Source organism: Streptomyces sp. NPDC002130, assembly GCF_040296465.1.
In the GTDB taxonomy this organism is placed as follows: Bacteria; Actinomycetota; Actinomycetes; order Streptomycetales; family Streptomycetaceae; genus Streptomyces.
On sequence record NZ_JBEOXI010000054.1, the window covers coordinates 13797 to 30225 of the forward strand.

Sequence of the window (16429 nt, forward strand, 5' to 3'; positions counted from 1 at the left end):
TCAGAGCGCGGCGGCGCCGTGCTCCCGGAGGGTCTGGTCGTACTGCTGGAGGACCCACAGTTCGTTCTGCACGGCGGCGAGCTCGGCCGGATCGCCGTGGGTTCCGAGGCGGGTGAGCCGGCTCGTGATGTCCCGGATGCGGCGCTCGACGGCCCGGCGGCGGACCGTCACCAACTGGGCGCCCGCGTACACCTCGTCGGCCCCCTTCATGCCCTTGTGCAGCAGGATCGCCTCGACGGCGAGCTCCGTCACCATCGCGCGGACCGTGTCGTCCGGGGCGGCCTCGCGGACCCTGACCAGGTAGTCCTGGGGGTCGGCGACGCCCTGTTCGGCGCCGCCCGCGTCCTGGATGGCCTGGCGGACGGCGGCGTAAGGCGGGGCGGTGAACTCGTCCACCCCGTACGCGTCGAAGGCCGGGGAGACCAACTCGGGGCGCTGGAGGGCGAGTTTGAGGAGCTCGCGCTCGGTGGCGAAGACGGGGTTGCGGAGGTTCAGGGCCGGGCCGCGGGGGGCGGCGGGCTGAGCCGGTCCGGCGTACCGCTGCCCCTGGTGGTGCCGCTCCGGGGCGGGGCCCTTGCCGCCGCGGTCGCGGGCCCAGCGGGCCAGCTGGGCCACGCGCTTGACCACGAACTGGGTGTCCAGGATGCCGAGCATGCCGGCGAGCTGGACGGCGACCTCGTGCTGGGCGCCGCTGTTCTTGATGCGGGCGACGATCGGGGCGGCCTCGTCCAGGGCGGAGGCGCGGCCCGCCGGGGTGTCGAGGTCGTAGCGGCTCACGATCTGGCGCAGCGCGAACTCGAAGAGGGGGGTGCGGGGCTCGACGAGGTCGGCGACGGCATCGTCGCCCTTGACGAGGCGCAGGTCACAGGGGTCCATGCCGTCCGGGGCGATGGCGATGTACGTCTCGGCGGCGAACTTCTGGTCGTCCTCGAAGGCGCGCAGGGCGGCCTTCTGGCCTGCGGCGTCACCGTCGAAGGTGAAGATGACCCGGGCCGAGCCGTTGTCCATGAGGAGCCGGCGGAGGATCTTGATGTGGTCGCCGCCGAAGGCGGTGCCGCAGGTCGCGATGGCGGTCGTCACACCGGCGAGGTGGCAGGCCATGACGTCGGTGTAGCCCTCGACGACGACCGCGCGGGACGCCTTGGCGATGTCCTTCTTCGCCAGGTCGATGCCGTAGAGGACCTGCGACTTCTTGTAGATCGCCGTCTCGGGCGTGTTGAGGTACTTGGGGCCGTTGTCCGCCTCGTAGAGCTTTCGGGCGCCGAAGCCGACGACGTCGCCGCCGATGTCGCGGATGGGCCACATCAGGCGTCCGCGGAAGCGGTCGATGGGGCCGCGGCGGCCTTCCTGGGAGAGGCCGGAGAGGATCAGCTCCTTGTCGGTGAAGCCCTTGCCGCGCAGGAAGCGCGTCAGGTGGTCCCAGCCCTGGGGGCTGTAGCCGACGGAGAAGTGCTGGGCGGCGGCCTGGTCGAAGCCGCGATCGGCGAGGAACTGGCGGCCGGTGTCGGCCTCCGGGCTGGTGGCGAGCTGTTCCACGTACCAGTCGGCGGCGATCTTGTGGGCCTCGACCAGGCGGATCCGCTCGCCGCGCTGGTGGGAGGGGTTGTAGCCGCCCTCCTCGTAGCGCAGGGTGATGCCCGCCTGGCCGGCCAGGCGCTCGACCGCCTCCGAGAAGGAGAGGTGGTCGATCTTCATCACGAACGTGATGGTGTCGCCGCCCTCCTGGCAGCCGAAGCAGTGGAAGAACCCCTTGCTCGGGCTGACCTGGAAGGACGGGGATTTCTCGTCATGGAACGGGCAGAGACCCTTGAGGTTCCCGCCGCCCGCGTTGCGCAGCTGGAGGTACTCGGACACCACGGCGTCGATCGGGACCGCGTCCCGTACCGCCTTCACGTCCTCGTCGTTGATCCGTCCTGCCACGCGTGAAGTCTACGGTGGCGGACCGACACTCCTGACAGCCCTGGCGGCTATGAGGCGAGGCTCTCCAGCGGCACGTGCGGGTCCGCCAGGGACTCCGTGTTCACCCTCGCCTTGGAGCGGATCAGGCGCTGGATCCTGTCCGTGACGTCCCACACGTTCACGTTCATCCCGGCCAGCACCCGGCCGTCCTTCACCCAGAACGCGATGAACTCGCGCTTCCCGGCGTCCCCGCGGATCACCACCTGGTCGTAGGCGCCCGCGGGCGCCCAGCCGGAGTACTCCATCCCCAGGTCGTACTGGTCGGAGAAGAAGTAGGGCACCCGGTCGTACGTCACTTCCCGGCCCAGCATGGAGCGCGCGGCCGCCGGGCCGCCGTTGAGCGCGTTGGCCCAGTGCTCCACCCGCAGGCTCGTGGCGAACAGGGCGTGGTGGAAGGAGGCCGCGTCGCCTGCCGCGTAGATGTCGGGGTCGGAGGTGCGCAGCCGCTCGTCGACCACGATGCCACCGCCATGCGCCCGGTCGGCGATCTCCAGCCCGGCCGACTCCGCGAGAGCGACCCGCGGGGCCGCGCCGATCGCGGCCAGCACGTCGTGCGCCGGGTGCTCCTCGCCGTCGTCGGTACGGGCCGCGAGCACCATGCCGTCCTGGCCGACGATCTCCGTCAGCCGCCTGCCGAAGTGGAAACGCACCCCGCGCTCGCGGTGCAGTTCGGCGAAGAGCCCGCCGAGCTCCGGGCCCAGCACGCCGTGCAGCGGGGTCGGCCCGTGCTCGACGACCGTGACCTCCGCGCCGTACTCGCGGGCCGCCGCCGCGACCTCCAGGCCGATCCAGCCCGCACCGGCGATGACGAGGTGTCCGTTGTCCCGGCCGAGGTTGGTCAGGACGTGTTTGAGGCGCTCGGCGTGGGCGAGGCGGCGCAGGTGGTGCACGCCCGCCAGGTCCGTGCCCGGGATGTCGAGGCGGCGGGGCTCGGCGCCGGTCGCCAGGAGCAGCTTGTCGTAGCGGACGACGGTGCCGTCCTCGCCGAAGCGGACCGTCTTCGCCGTACGGTCGATCGCGTCGACGGTCTGGCCGAGGTGCAGCTCGATGTCGTGGGCCGCGTACCAGGCGGGCTCGTGCACGAAGACGCTGTCGCGTTCCTCCTTGCCGAGGAGGTAGCCCTTGGACAGGGGCGGGCGCTCGTAGGGGTGGTCGCGTTCGTCGCAGATCAGTATCACGCGGCCGGTGAAGCCCTCCGCGCGGAGCGTCTCGGCCGCCTTCGCGCCGGCCAGTCCGCCTCCGACGATGACGAATGTCTGATCCGCGTCGACCACTTGGTGCCTCCTCGTCAGGGTGTCGCCACTTGCGAGCGTCCCGCACGGAGCGTGATGCGGGAAGAGGGAGTGACCCGATCAGGCCACGGAGGGTCACATTCGGGGGTGCTCGCGTCCCGCCCGTCGCGTCAGTCTCAACCCTGCCCCGTCAGACGGGCGTGAAGCGAACGGGCGGAGGTGTCGGTGAGGGAGGCGATCTGGTCGACGATCACCCGCTTGCGCGCCCGGTCGTCCGCAGCATGGTCGAACAGGGCGCGGAACTGCGGGTCCAGGCCGTCCGGGGCGCGGGCGGTGAGCGCCTCGGCCAGTTCGGCGACGACGATCCGCTGGTCGGCGCGCAGCCGCTCCTGCTCGGCGCGCTGCATGACGTAGAGGTCGGCGACGGCCTTGAGGACGGCGCACTCCAGCCGGGTCTCGCGCGGGACGACCAGTTCGGCCGCGTACCGGGTGAGCCGTCCGGCGCCGTACGCCGTTCGGGTCGCGGTCTCGGCGGCGAGGCAGAAGCGGCCGATGAGCTGGCTGGTGGCGTCCTTGAGGCGGGCCTGGGCTACGGCGGTGCCGTCGTAGCCGTGCGGCCACCACTCCTGGGCGAGGAGACGGTCCAGGGCCTCGGCGAGTTCGGCGGGGTCGGTGCCGGCGGGGACGTACCGGCCGAGGGCGACCTGGAAGACGTCGCGGCGTTCGGGGTCGGCGTGCAGGCAGTTCGGGTCGATGTGACCGGCGTGCAGGCCGTCCTCCACGTCGTGCACCGAGTAGGCGACGTCGTCGGACCAGTCCATGACCTGCGCCTCGAAGCAGGTGCGGGTGCCGGGGGCGTCCTTGCGGAGCCAGTCGAAGACCGGGCGGTCGTCCTCGTAGACGCCGAACTTGTTCGAGGCCGGATCGGTGGGGTGGGCGCCGCGGGGCCAGGGGTACTTGGTGGCGGCGTCGAGGGCGGCGCGGGTGAGGTTGAGGCCGACGGAGCGCTCCGGGGTGAACCGTTTGGGTTCGATGCGGGTGAGGAGCCTGAGGGACTGGGCGTTGCCCTCGAAGCCGCCGCAGTCCGCCGCGAACTCGTTGAGGGCCTGTTCGCCGTTGTGGCCGAAGGGCGGGTGGCCCAGGTCGTGGGAGAGACAGGCGGCTTCCACGAGGTCCGGGTCGCAGCCGAGGGCCGCGCCCAGTTCGCGGCCGACCTGGGCGCATTCGAGGGAGTGGGTGAGGCGGGTGCGGGGGCTGGCGTCCCAGGCGGGGCCGAGGGTGCCGGGCGTCACCACTTGGGTTTTGCCGGCGAGGCGTCGCAGGGCGGCGGAGTGGAGGACCCTTGCCCTGTCGCGTTGGAAGGCTGTGCGGCCGGGGCGTTTGTCGGGTTCGGGGGCCCAGCGGTCGACTGACGTCGGGTCGTAGGCGGGGGGGTGTTGTGCGGTGCCGTCCATGTGACGACAGTAAGCGCGTCTGCGTGTGCCGGGTTCTGTTTTCGGGCGGGTGCGGGTGGTTTGTGGCTTGTCGCGCAGTTCCCCGCGCCCCTTTCAGGGCGCGTCACCGCCCCCCGGTATCAAGCCGAGACCAGGTGCCTGAAGGCCGCCTTCGCCAAAGCCTCCTCGTAGCGGTGGAGGACGAGCTCGGCCATCGACGGGTGCGTGCCCAGGGGGGCCGCCGCTATCCAGGGGGCCTGCTGGGCGCACTCCGTGGCGAAGCGGCCCGGGGCCGTGAAGTAGGACGCGAGGGCTATGTGGCGGCGGCCCCTTGCCAGGAGGGTGCGGACCGCGGTCTGGACCGTGGGGGTCGCGGCCGAGGCGTAGGCCGGGATGACCGGGACGCCGAGGCGGGTCGCCAGGAGGTGGGCGGTGCGGCCCGTGTCCGTCTTCGCGTCCGGGTCGCGGGAGCCCGCAGCGGCGAGGACGACCGCGCTGGTGCGGTGGGGTGTCCCGCCCCAGCCGGCTTCCGTGAGGCGGGCCTGGAGGGCGTCGACCAGGAGCGGGTGGGGGCCCAGGGGGGCGGCCAGGTGGGTGCGGGCCCGGGAGGCCGCCGCCATCTCGGGGATGTCCTGCTTGACGTGGTAGCCGCGGCTGAGGAGGAGGGGGACGAGGACCGCCTCCGAGTCCCCGAGGGCCGCGAGGGTGTCGGGGAGGAGGGGGGCGTTGAGTTCGATGTGGCCCAGGTGCACGGGCACGTCGGGGCGCAGGGCCCGGACCCGGTCGAGGAGCGCCCTCACGGTGCTCAGCGCACGGGGGTCGCGGCTGCCGTGGGCCACGACCACGAGGGCGGGCGGGGCCGGGCGGCGCGTGGCGGGCGGCGGGACGAGGCTGAGCTGACTGGGCATGCACCGATGGTCTCGGCGGCGCGTTGCCTTCCCGTTGCATGGGCGTCACGGGTGTTTTCCAGCGGTTCACGATGGGGGGCAGGGGTGTGTGAGGTGCCTTGACCTGCGGTTTCCATATACCGAGTGAAGCTGGTCACGCGGCTGCGGATGAACCGGGCGGCCCGGGAGCACGTCCCTGACTGTCGAGGGGCCGACCTGGGGAGGGACCGTCCGATGCGTCGTGTGACGTTCCGAAGACCGCGGTTGCCGCGTACCCGGCGGGGGCAGCGGCGGCTGGTGCAGGCCGTGATGGCCGGGTGCGTGCTGGCGCTGCTCCCGGCGACGTGGATGTACGCCGTGGCGGGTGACCGGCTGCGTACGGCGGCGGAGGTGCCGCGTACCGATGTGGCGGTGGTGTTCGGTGCCGGGCTGTGGGAGGGCGAGCCCTCGCCGTATCTCGCGCACCGGCTCGACGCCGCGGCGAAGCTGTACCGGGAGGGGCGGGTGGAGGTGGTGCTCGTCACCGGGGACAACAGCCGGGAGGACTACGACGAGCCGGACGCGATGCGCGTGTATCTGACGCGGCACGGGGTGCCCGACGGGCGGATCGTCAGCGACTACGCGGGGTTCGACACCTGGGACTCCTGCGTGCGCGCGAAGAAGATCTTCGGGGTGGATCAGGCCGTGCTGATCAGCCAGGGCTTCCACATCCGGCGGGCGGTGGCGCTGTGCGAGGCGGCGGGGGTCTCCTCGTACGGGGTCGGCGTGGACGCCGTGCACGACGCGACCTGGTACTACGGGGGTGCCCGGGAGATTCTCGCCGCCGGGAAGGCCGCGCTGGACGCGGTGTTCCGTCCGGATCCGCGGTTCCTCGGGCCGCGGGAGCCGGGTGTGGAGCGGGCGTTGGCGGCGGCCGGAGATCCTCGTAGGTGACTCGGCCGGGGGCGGGCGCCCCCGGCCGGTCGGTGGTTGTCAGTGTCCGTGTCCGTGGAAGCGCGGGGGGCGCTTCTCCAGGAACGCCGTCATGCCCTCCTTCTGGTCGTCGGTGGCGAACAGGGCGTGGAAGACGCGGCGTTCGAAGCGGATCCCGTCGCGCAGACCGGTTTCGAGGGCCCGGTCGACGCACTCGCGGGCCGCCCTGACCGCCGCGCTGCCGTACGAGGCGATCACCGCAGCCGCTTCGAGGGCCTCGGGCAGGACCCGGTCGTCCGGGACCACACGGGAGACGAGACCGCAGCGTCCAGCCTCCTGTGCGTCCATGGTGCGGCCGGTGAGGACCAGGTCCATGGCCGTGGCCCGGCCGACGAGCCGGGTCAGCCGCTGGGTGCCGCCGATCCCGGGGATCACGCCGAGCTTGATCTCGGGCTGGCCGAAGACGGCCGACTCCCCCGCGACGACCAGGTCGCACATCATCGCCAGCTCGCATCCGCCCCCGAGGGCGTGACCGTTGACAGCGGCGATCTTCGGGGTGCGGAGGTCCGCGAACTCCTCCCAGGCGCCGAAGTAGTCCTCGGCCATCATGTCGACGGCCGACTTCCCCGCCATCTCCTTGATGTCGGCGCCGGCCGCGAAGACCGTGTCCGAGCCGGTGACGACGAAGCATCCGACCTCGGGGTCCGCGTCCAACGGGCGCAGCGCGTCGAGGAGTTCGGACAGCAGCGCCGAGCTGAGCGCGTTGCGTACGTGCGGGCGGTGCAGACGTACGGTCACGACCCGGCCGTCCCGCTCCAGCTTCAGGTTGTTCATCGGCATCCCTTCTACGAGTCCCAGATCGCGCCGTACGCCGGGATGCCCCGCCGTTCCAGGCCGTGCACCACCTGCCAGGTCAGCTTCTTGTTGGAGATGCAGATGACCGCCTCGGCGCCGAAGTCCCGGCAGGCCTCGTGGGCGAGGCGCACCATGTCGGGCTTGCCGTGGCGGGAGGTGTCCCAGATCCGGGCGTCCGGCTGGACGGCGAGGATCTCGTCGACCAGGGCGTCGCCGTAGGTCGCGCGGGGGTCGCGGGTGGCCCAGACCAGCCGGGAGGGCACCTGGGCGGCGAGCAGGTGGGGCAGGCAGGGGCCGATGCCGCTCCCGGTGGCGACGTAGACCACCTTGGTGAACAGGACCTCGATGTTGGCGACGCCGGCCGTGGTGATGCCCTTGACCCACACCTGCTCGGGCAGGTCGTCGATGAAGGCGCCGGTCCAGTCGCCGGCCCGGGAGATCGTGAGCCGGAAGCCGGACTCGCCGGGGGCGGGCACGTTGGCGAAGGAGTGCCATTCCTTCAGCGGGCTGCGGCTGATCGCGGTGGAGGAGCCCGCGAAGGGGGTCTCGCCGTGGTCGAAGCGGGCCAGCACGACGTGCGAGGAGGGGCGTTCGAGGTGGACGTCCACCTTGCGCAGCCGCAGCCAGGGCAGGGCGACGCTGAAGGTGACCACCGCGAGCACGCCTACCTGCCACGGCCCGGGGGAGGACAGCAGCGTGTGCGTCCAGAACAGGGCCAGGGCCGTCCAGCCGCCGAAGCGGTGGATCTTCTCGAAGTGGTCGTGCCGGCGGGAACGGAACGGGGGCAGGGCGGTGGCGATGACCAGCGCGAGAAGGGTGATCAGGGTCCAGCCGACGGTCCTGGCGGGGCCGTCGGATGCGGTGATCGTCGAGGCCAGGAACCAGGCCGTGCCCGCCAGTGCCCCGCCGACGTGCAGTCCGCCGAAGTGGTAGACCTTGCCGAGCGTCCAGCGGACCCGCAGCGGCCAGCTGGTCGGCGCCGAAGTCGCCAGCCGGAAGAGGAAGTTGATGACGTACTGCTGGCGTACGACGACGGCTAGGGCGAGGTTGGCGAGGGCCGCGTGCCCGAGGGTGGGGGCGGCCACAGGCCAACTGACCCAGGCGAAGGCCGTGTTGGCCAGGAGCACCAGGGCCGCGAGCCGGTTGTAGTGCATCAGCCGGGGGTGCTTGAGCAGGCGGCGGGGGCCGGGGAGGAGCGGCGGGAGGTCGCCGGTGGTCTGCTGGTCGCGGGGCGGGGAGGTGGTCATCGGGCCACCGCCACGCGCTCCTCGATCATGTGCAGCAGCGCCTGTTTGTCGACCTTGCCGCGGTCGGTCTCGGGGAGGAACGCGAGCGGCAGGATCCGCTCCGGGACGCAGTAGTAGGGCAGGGCGTCCGCGACCGCCCGGCGCGCCGCTTCCGGGTCGACGTCCGCGGGGCAGACGAAGGAGACCAGGGTGCGGGCGTCGCGTTTCAGGGTGACGGCCCGGGTGCAGCCCGCGGCCGATTCCAGGACCGAGGACACGGAGTCCAGCTCGACGCGGAAGCCGCGCACCTTGACCTGGTCGTCGGTGCGGCCGAGGTGCTCCAGCTCGCCGCCGGGGGTCCAGCGGCCGAGGTCGCGGGTGCGGAACATGCGGCGCCCGCCGCCGAGGAAGGGGTCGGGGGCGTAACGCTCGGCGTTGAGGGCGTCGTCGCCGAGGTAGCCGGCGGAGACGCAGTCGCCGCCGGCCCACATCTCGCCCACCTCGCCGACCGGCAGGGGACGGCGGTCGGCGTCGAGGACGTACACCGTGTTGTTGGGGGTGGGGCGGCCGATGGTGAGCAGCGGGGCGGACGGGTCGTGGCGGCTCATCGTGTTGACGATCGTCGTCTCCGTGGGGCCGCAGCAGTTGAAGAAGGCGGCCTGCCGGGCCCACCGGTCGGCCAGCGGGCGCGGGCAGGGCTCCCCCGCGACGGCGACCGTGCGCACCCGGGGGCAGGCGGCCGGGTCGAGGCCGGAGAGCACGGTCGGGGTCGCGATCAGCACGTCGGCTGTGCGGGCCGCGGCGGCGAGGTCCTTGCCGCGGATGACGAGCGTGCCGCCCTGGGCGAGGCAGCCGAGGATCTCCCAGGCGGCCATGTCGAAGGCGATGTTGAGGAGCTGGGCGACGCGGTCGCCGGGCCGGACACCGAGGTCCCCCGGGGCGGTGAGCAGGAGGTTGGCGACGTTGCGGTGGGTGACCTTCACGCCGTTGGGGCGGCCGGTGGTGCCTGAGGTGAACAGCACGTAGCAGCCGTCGTCGCCGGTGACGCGGACGCGCGGGGCCGGGGCGTACGGCAGGGGCTCGTCGAGCGGGAGCAGCAGATGGCCGTCCGGCAGGGGGACGCGGTGGGCGTGCTCGGCGACCGTGAGGACGACCCTGGTCCGGGCGGTGCGGATGACGTGGGTGAGCTGGGCCGGGGGTGCGAGGCCGATGTCCTGCGGGACGTAGGCGGCGCCGGCCTTCAGGATGCCGAGCAGGCCGACCAGCATCGGGATCGAGCGGCGGACGAACAGGCCGACGTGGTCACCGGGGCGGACGCCCTCGCGGACCAGGCGGGCGGCGAGGGCGCCGGCGTACCGGTCGAGTTCGCCGTAGGTGATGCGGGCGCCCCGGTGTTCGGCGGCGACGGCGTGCGGGGTGGCCGTGGCGTGCCGGGCGACGGCGTGGTGCAGGAGCAGGTCGGGGACGGGGACGGTGGGGCCTCGGCCGTACTGCCGGAAGAGCTGCTGGTCGAGGGGGGTCAAGTGGCGCAGAGGCATGGTCGGGTGGCCTCCTGGCTGTTTCGAGGTCGGATTGCCACCTGCGGCGGGGCCGCGGGTGGATGCAGCCGTGAGCGGCGGGCATGCCCGGGTGTCGAACGCCGTGCGGAGTCGTGCGAGCGCTGCGCGTAGCGAGAGCGTAGTGCGGCTGATTCAACTCTCAACGAGGTCGGATCGGCCAAGAAAGGAACGCAATGAGCCACATGTGGCGTTTTTCGTCCCAGGGGCAACGTCCGCGGCGGTCGGCGACGACCTGAAGGAGGGCGGGCCTGTGCCTGACCAGGCCAGGGGCTCCTGCCTCACGCGGGCGGGGCGGTGGCGGGGAGGTTGCCGTCCCGGCCGCGTAACAGGGAACCGTCCCGGGCGTAACACGGCCGACGCACGCTGAACGGCATGCAGAGCACCGTGACGCCCACGCACTGCCCGTACTGCGCCCTGCAGTGCGGGATGAACCTGACGCCCGCGCCGGACGGGACCGTCGAGGTGAGCGAGCGCGCGGACTTCCCGGTCAACCGGGGCGCGCTGTGCGGCAAGGGCCGTACGTCCGCGGCGGTGCTCGCGAGCAACGTCCGTCTGACCTCCCCGTTGGTGCGCGACGAGGGCGGCACGCTGGTGCCCGCCTCCTGGGACGAGGCGCTGGACCGGATCGCCGCGGGGCTGGGCCGCACCCGCGCGGAGCACGGGCCGGACGCGGTCGGGGTGTTCGGCGGGGGCGGGCTGACCAACGAGAAGGCGTACACGCTCGGCAAGTTCGCGCGGGTCGTGCTCGGCACCTCGCAGATCGACTACAACGGGCGTTTCTGCATGTCGTCGGCGGCGGCCGCGGGCATCAAGGCGTTCGGGCTGGACCGCGGGCTGCCCTTCCCGCTGGAGGACATCCCGAAGTCCGGCTGCGTGATCCTCGTCGGGTCGAACCTCGCGGAGACCATGCCGCCGTCGCTGCGGTTCTTCACCGAGCTGAAGGAGAACGGCGGCACGCTGATCGTCATCGACCCGCGCCGTACGAAGACCGCCGAGCAGGCGGACCTGCACCTGGCGCCCCGGCCGGGCACGGATCTCGCCCTCGCCCTGGGCCTGCTGCACCTGGTCATCGCCGAGGGGCGGGTGGACGAGGAGTACGTCAAGGAACGCACGGTGGGCTGGGAGGACGCCCGGGCCGCCGCGATGGCGCACTGGCCGGAGTACGTGGAGCGGATCACGGGGGTGTCCGTTCCCCAACTCCGGGAGGTCGTACGGCTGTTCTGCGAGCCGGAGTCGGCGATGGTGCTCACTGCCCGGGGACCCGAGCAGCAGTCCAAGGGCACCGACACCGTGGGCGCGTGGATCAACCTCTGCCTGGCGACCGGCCGGGCGGGCCGCCCGCTGTCCGGGTACGGCTGTCTGACCGGCCAGGGCAACGGGCAGGGCGGGCGGGAACACGGGCAGAAGGCCGACCAGTTGCCGGGCTACCGCAAGCTCGACGACCCTGCGGCCCGGGCGCATGTCGCCGAGGTGTGGGGCGTCGACCCGGACAGTCTGCCCGGGCCGGGGCGCAGCGCGTACGAGCTGCTGGACGCGCTCGGCACCGACATCAGGTCGCTGCTGCTGATGGCGTCCAACCCGGTGGTGTCGGCGCCGCGGGCCGCGCACATCGAGGAGCGCATCAGGTCGCTGGACTTCCTGGCGGTCTGCGACGTGGTGCTGTCGGAGACGGCGGCGCTCGCGGACGTGGTCCTGCCGGTGACCCAGTGGGCCGAGGAGACGGGCACGACGACGAACCTGGAGGGCAGGGTCCTGCTGCGGCGCCGGGCGATCACCCCGCCCGAGGGCATCCGCAGCGACCTGGAGGTGCTGCACGAACTCGCCGCCCGGCTGGGCGTGGAGAAGGGTTTCCCGACCGACCCGGAGGAGGTCTTCGAGGAACTGCGCCGGGCGTCGGCGGGCGGTGCGGCGGACTACTCGGGGATCACCTACCGGAGGCTGGCGGAGGAGAACGGGGTGTTCTGGCCCTGTCCGGCGGCGGAGGCGGCCGACGCGGGCGAGGACGCCCTTCCCGGCGGGGAGGCACCAGCCGTGCACCCCGGCACGCCCCGCCTCTTCCTCGACCGCTTCGCCACGCCGGACGGCCGGGCCCGGTTCGTCCCCGTCTCGCACCGGGCGACCGCCGAGGAGCCCGACGAGGAATACCCCGTGCTGCTGACCACCGGGCGGGTCGTGGCGCAGTACCAGTCCGGGGCGCAGACCCGGCGGGTGGCGGAGCTGAACGCCGCCGCGCCCGGGCCGTTCGTGGAGCTGCACCCGAGGCTGGCGGCGCGGCTCGGAGCTGCCGAGGGGGATCCGGTGGCCGTCGTGTCGCGGCGGGGCCGGGCGGTGGCGCCCGCGAGGATCACGCACGCCATCCGGCCCGACACCGTCTTCATGCCCTTCCACTGGCCGGGCGAGGGCCGCGCCAACACCCTGACCAACCCCGCGCTCGACCCGACGTCCCGGATGCCGGAGTTCAAGGCGTGCGCGGTGCGGCTGGAGGCCGTCGAGCGGTAGAAGTCCCCTAGGGCCTGTCGTTTGGATCAGCCCACAGACGCGGGGCCGGGCACGCGCATCTGCGGCGTTGAAAGGATCCGCCGGTTCCCTGCGGCCTGATCCAAACGACAGGCCCTAGGGGTCAGCTCACGGCGACGGCCTTCCAGGCCGCCGCCACCGCCTTCTGCTCGGTGCTGTCGGCGCCGTAGAGGTCCTTGGCCGCGCTCAGGGTCGCCGTGCGGGCGTCCGCGTAGTCCGTCGAGGACGTCATGTAGACCGTCAGGGCGCGGTACCAGATCTTGCCCAGGGCGGCCCGGCCGATGCCGTTCACCGTGGAGCCGTCGCAGGTCGGGGAGTTGTAGGCGACGCCGTTGAGGGTCTTGCCGCCGCTGCCCTCCGCGAGCAGGTAGGCGAAGTGGTTGCCGACGCCCGAGGAGTAGTGCACGTCGAGGTCGCCGAGCTTCGCGTTCCAGCAGTCCGCCGACTTGCCGTCCTTGGAGGGCTTGTCCATGAAGCGCAGGGCCTCCCGGCCGAGGCCGGAGCGCACGACCTTCTCCCCGATGAGCCAGTCGCCCCGGTCCTCGGCGTTGGCCGCGTGGAACTCCACCAGCGTGCCGAAGATGTCGGAGGTGGCCTCGTTCAGGCCGCCGGACTCGCCCGAGTACGTCAGCGCCGCCGTCTTCGACGTCACGCCGTGGGACATCTCGTGCCCGGCGACGTCCAGCGACACCAGCGGGCCCATCAGCTTGCCGTCGCCGTCGCCGTACGTCATGCAGAAGCAGTTGTCGTCCCAGAAGGCGTTGTTGTAGTCCTTGCCGTAGTGGACGCGGTTGAAGGAGCCCTTGCCGTCGCCCGCGATGCCGGCGCGGCCGTGGACCTTCTTGTAGTAGTCCCAGGTGACGTCCGTGCCGTACTGGGCGTCCACCGCGACCGTCGACCGGTCGGCGGTCGCGCCCGTACCCCATTGGTTGTCGGCGTCCGTGAAGAGCGTCGCGGGGGCGCGGGTCAGACAGACGGTCAGCAGGCACTTGTCCGTCTTGTTCTCGGCGTCGCCGGTGTAGGTGCCGCCGCGGGTCGCGTCCTTCAGCTGGTACGACGAGCCGGACGCGGTCGTCTCCAGCGGGACCGTGCCGCCGTAGAGGGACTTGCCGTCGCCCGACGCCGACTCCAGGGAGTCCCAGGCGTCGATCCGGGCGCCGGTCGTCGCGTCGGTCAGGACCGTGCGCCCGACCGGGTTGCCGAGTTCGTCGTGCGCCACCGCGTCGGTCTGCCAGGCCAGCTTCGGAGCGCCGTGCAGGGCGTCGACGACCAGCCGGGGCTTGGCGGTGAGCTTCTTGAGGGTCTCGCCGAGGTGCGCGGCGCGCAGCAGGTTCGCCGCGAGGTCGGCGGCCTTGGGGGCGGTCACCTTCGGGGTGACGCTCGCGAGGGAGAGCGCGGACTTCGTCGCCCGGCTCGTGCCGCGGTAGGTGCCGTCCGGGTGCAGGTGGAGCACGAAGTCGCCGCCGAGCACCGGGAGCCGGTGGTAGGTGCGGTCGTAGCGCACGTGCCGGGTGCCGTCCTCGTCGACGACGACGTCCCGGACCTTCGTCTCCTGCGCCGGGGTGAGACCCAGGGCTCCGGCCCGGTCCGCGAGCACCGCCTCCGCGTCCTCGATCGCACCCGGCCTGGTCGGCTGATCGGCCGCGCCGGCGGCCGGGGAGAGAACGGCGGCCAGCAGGGCGGTGGTGCCGGTGACGGCCACACCGGCGAGGGCGAGACGGGAACCGCGGACATGACGTATCCGACTCATCGGTCTCCTCATACGGGCGCACCCGGTCGCGTGGGGTCGACCGGGGGGCGGCGTTGATGTTGACCGCGAGTTAAGGCGGCGCGGACCTGGCATGTCCATAGCCCCGCTGTGGAGGTGTGTGAGGGTGCAGAATCGTTCCTGTGACCCTGCCTTTCTTCGTCTACGGCACCCTCCGGCCGGGGGAGGTCAACCACGGCCTCTTCCTGCACGGCCGCACCCGCTCCGAGGAGCCGGGCAGACTCGCGGACGCGGTGCTGTACGAGGGGCCGGGCTACCCGTACGCGGTCGAGGAGCCGGGCGGCGGCGCGGTGAGCGGGGAGCTGGTCACCGCGCTGCCCGAGGCGTACTCGGGCCTGCTCGCGGAACTGGACCGGCTGGAGGAGTACGTGCCGGGGGATCCGCGCAGTCTGTACGAGCGCGTCGAGCGGAAGGTCGTGCGGGAGACCGACGGGGCGGCCGTCCGGGCCTGGGTCTACGTGGCCGCGCCCGCCGTCGCCGCGCGGCTGCGGACCCGGGGGCGGGCGATCGCGGGCGGGGACTGGCGGGCGCGGGTGTGACGGGCCGCGGTGTCAGAGGCTCGGCGTCAGGGGCACGGCGGCGTGAGAGAGGCGGCGGCGTGAGGGGCGTGTGCGTCCGAGGCGGGCTCAGTCCCCGTACGGCCACCTCCCCCGGGCCTCCCGCAACGCACGGCCCCACCACACCAGTTGGTCCAGCATGGTCTTCGCCGCCGCGTCCGGGCCGGACGGGTCGCGCAGGGCGCCCCGGTCGTCGAAGGCGGCACCGGCGTTGTGGAAGGAGACGGTGTCGCGGACCGTCACGGCGTGCAGCTCCGCGAAGACCTGACGCAGGTGCTCCGCGGCGCGCAGACCGCCGGACAGACCACCGTAGGAGACGAGCCCGACGGGCTTGGCCTGCCACTCGGTGAAGTGCCAGTCGACGAGGTTCTTCAGGCCCGCCGGGAAGGAGTGGTTGTACTCGGGGGTGAGGACCACGAAGGCGTCCGCGCGGGCCAGCTTCGGGGTGACGCCGGACAGCACGGCGGTCGCCTCCGGGGTCGGTTCGAGGGACATGGGCAGCGCGGCCTCGGCGACGTCCACGACCTCGGCGACCAGGTCCTCCCGGTCCCGGATGCGGGCGAGGAGCCAGTCGGCGACGACGGGGCCGAAGCGGCCGTGCCGGTTGCTGCCCACGACGAGGGTCAGGCGGAGCGGGTCGGTCGCGGCAGCGGCTGAGTCGGTGACGGTGGGATTCATGCGACCCAGCCTCGTACCTCAACCATCCTTGAGGTCAAGCAGCGGCGCGTACACCCGGGTCACCCGTTCACACGCGCACCCCCGGGCTTTTCCGCACCCCGCCCGCCGAACGCCCGTGACCTGCCGAAACGGCCGTGACAAGCAGCCGGTTCACCACTCCCTGACACCCATTCACCCCAATTCTGACGCTCCCTCAGCAAGCGCGGTCGTCCCGCTGCCCGTTACCTCGAAGGGCATGCGCACGACCGAACCGCTCGAGGGAGCACCGATGCGACGTACCGCCCGGCCGCTGACCGCCACCGCGTTCGCCGTCGCCGCCGCGGCCCTCGCCTGCGCCCCCGCCCACGGCGCGTCCGCCGGCGGCCTGGAGGTGTCCCCGGCCTCGGTCGTGCCGGGGGGGCAGGTCACGGTGCGCACGGCGGCCTGCGGCGACGGCGGCTCGGCGACGGGTGACGCCGGTGCGGTCGGGGCGGGTTCCATCGGCCTGGCGCCGGACGCGCACGGGCGGGACGCGACCGGGCGGTTCAGGGTGCCGCCGAGTGCGCAGCCGGGCACGTACGAGATCACCGCGATCTGCGGCGGCAGCGGCCGGCGGATCACCGGGGACGTGGTGGTCACGCTGACGCCGGTGCGCGGGCAGGTGCATCCCCGGGGGAGTGTCAAGACGGGGGTCGGCGGCGCCCTGGGCCCCGATCCCGTGCAGACCGCGGCCGGTGTGGCGGCTCTCGCCGTCGCCGCCGCGGGCGGTACCTGGCTCCTGCATCGCCGGGCGAGAGGCGACGGGATCTGACGGACACCCTCCGCTGTCCGTCGCCGGTACCGCATGTCCCCTCCCCCTCCGGGTCC

General features: G+C 72.8%; 13 protein-coding genes. 4 read left to right on the forward strand and 9 right to left on the reverse strand.

The genetic code is table 11. The annotated features are described in order from the left end of the window. The 4 genes from dnaG to ABT116_RS13235 all read right to left on the reverse strand — a co-directional run bounded on the left by dnaG (position 1) and on the right by ABT116_RS13235 (position 5532). Positions 1-1920 (reverse strand): DNA primase, encoded by a 1920-nt coding sequence (gene dnaG / locus ABT116_RS13220; RefSeq protein ID WP_351631873.1) that lies wholly within the window; start codon positions 1918-1920, stop codon positions 1-3. A gap of 47 nt (positions 1921-1967) precedes the next feature. Then, complete coding sequence (locus ABT116_RS13225) at positions 1968-3233, reverse strand: NAD(P)/FAD-dependent oxidoreductase (protein ID WP_351631876.1); 1266 nt, start codon at positions 3231-3233, stop codon at positions 1968-1970. Between the two features lie 134 nt (positions 3234-3367). Further along, entirely contained in the window at positions 3368-4645 is a 1278-nt protein-coding gene (locus ABT116_RS13230; RefSeq protein WP_351631879.1) for a deoxyguanosinetriphosphate triphosphohydrolase, read from the reverse strand. A gap of 119 nt (positions 4646-4764) precedes the next feature. Next, positions 4765-5532 carry a sirohydrochlorin chelatase gene (locus ABT116_RS13235; protein ID WP_351631882.1) on the reverse strand — a complete coding sequence of 256 codons (768 nt, stop codon included), beginning with the start codon at positions 5530-5532 and terminating at the stop codon, positions 4765-4767. Positions 5533-5745: 213 nt separating this feature from the next. Between ABT116_RS13235 and ABT116_RS13240 the strand changes: the two genes are divergently transcribed. Continuing rightward, positions 5746-6444, forward strand: a complete 699-nt coding sequence (locus tag ABT116_RS13240; RefSeq protein WP_351631885.1) for a SanA/YdcF family protein — start codon at positions 5746-5748, stop codon at positions 6442-6444. Positions 6445-6483: 39 nt separating this feature from the next. On the opposite strand, the gene ABT116_RS13245 is transcribed toward ABT116_RS13240, so the two are convergent. Genes ABT116_RS13245 through ABT116_RS13255 form a run of 3 tightly spaced genes read right to left on the reverse strand, consistent with a single transcriptional unit; the run spans position 6484 to position 10042 of the window. After that, the gene (locus tag ABT116_RS13245; RefSeq protein WP_351631888.1) at positions 6484-7257 is read right to left on the reverse strand and encodes an enoyl-CoA hydratase-related protein; all 774 of its coding nucleotides are present in this window, start codon (positions 7255-7257) and stop codon (positions 6484-6486) included. A gap of 11 nt (positions 7258-7268) precedes the next feature. Then, positions 7269-8525, reverse strand: a complete 1257-nt coding sequence (locus ABT116_RS13250) for an FNR domain-containing protein (protein ID WP_351631891.1) — start codon at positions 8523-8525, stop codon at positions 7269-7271. Then, the gene (locus ABT116_RS13255; protein WP_351631893.1) at positions 8522-10042 is read right to left on the reverse strand and encodes an amino acid adenylation domain-containing protein; all 1521 of its coding nucleotides are present in this window, start codon (positions 10040-10042) and stop codon (positions 8522-8524) included. The genes ABT116_RS13250 and ABT116_RS13255 overlap by 4 nt, the downstream gene beginning before the upstream one ends. 393 nt (positions 10043-10435) lie before the next feature. Between ABT116_RS13255 and ABT116_RS13260 the strand changes: the two genes are divergently transcribed. After that, a complete protein-coding gene (locus ABT116_RS13260; protein WP_351631896.1) occupies positions 10436-12562 on the forward strand; it encodes a molybdopterin oxidoreductase family protein in 2127 nt (708 codons plus the stop codon). A 121-nt stretch (positions 12563-12683) separates the two neighbouring features. Here ABT116_RS13260 and ABT116_RS13265 read toward each other — a convergent pair whose 3' ends face one another. Beyond that, a complete protein-coding gene (locus ABT116_RS13265) occupies positions 12684-14330 on the reverse strand; it encodes a M4 family metallopeptidase (RefSeq protein ID WP_351631898.1) in 1647 nt (548 codons plus the stop codon). A gap of 140 nt (positions 14331-14470) precedes the next feature. Between ABT116_RS13265 and ABT116_RS13270 the strand changes: the two genes are divergently transcribed. Beyond that, positions 14471-14887, forward strand: coding sequence for a gamma-glutamylcyclotransferase family protein (locus ABT116_RS13270; protein ID WP_351631900.1), 417 nt, complete (start codon positions 14471-14473; stop codon positions 14885-14887). A gap of 87 nt (positions 14888-14974) precedes the next feature. On the opposite strand, the gene ABT116_RS13275 is transcribed toward ABT116_RS13270, so the two are convergent. Next, the gene (locus tag ABT116_RS13275) at positions 14975-15583 is read right to left on the reverse strand and encodes an NADPH-dependent FMN reductase (protein ID WP_351631903.1); all 609 of its coding nucleotides are present in this window, start codon (positions 15581-15583) and stop codon (positions 14975-14977) included. A 268-nt stretch (positions 15584-15851) separates the two neighbouring features. Here ABT116_RS13275 and ABT116_RS13280 point away from each other — a divergent pair, with 268 nt between their 5' ends. Beyond that, positions 15852-16373, forward strand: a complete 522-nt coding sequence (locus ABT116_RS13280; protein ID WP_351631906.1) for a GVDTG sorting domain-containing protein — start codon at positions 15852-15854, stop codon at positions 16371-16373. The last annotated feature ends 56 nt before the right edge of the window (positions 16374-16429 follow it).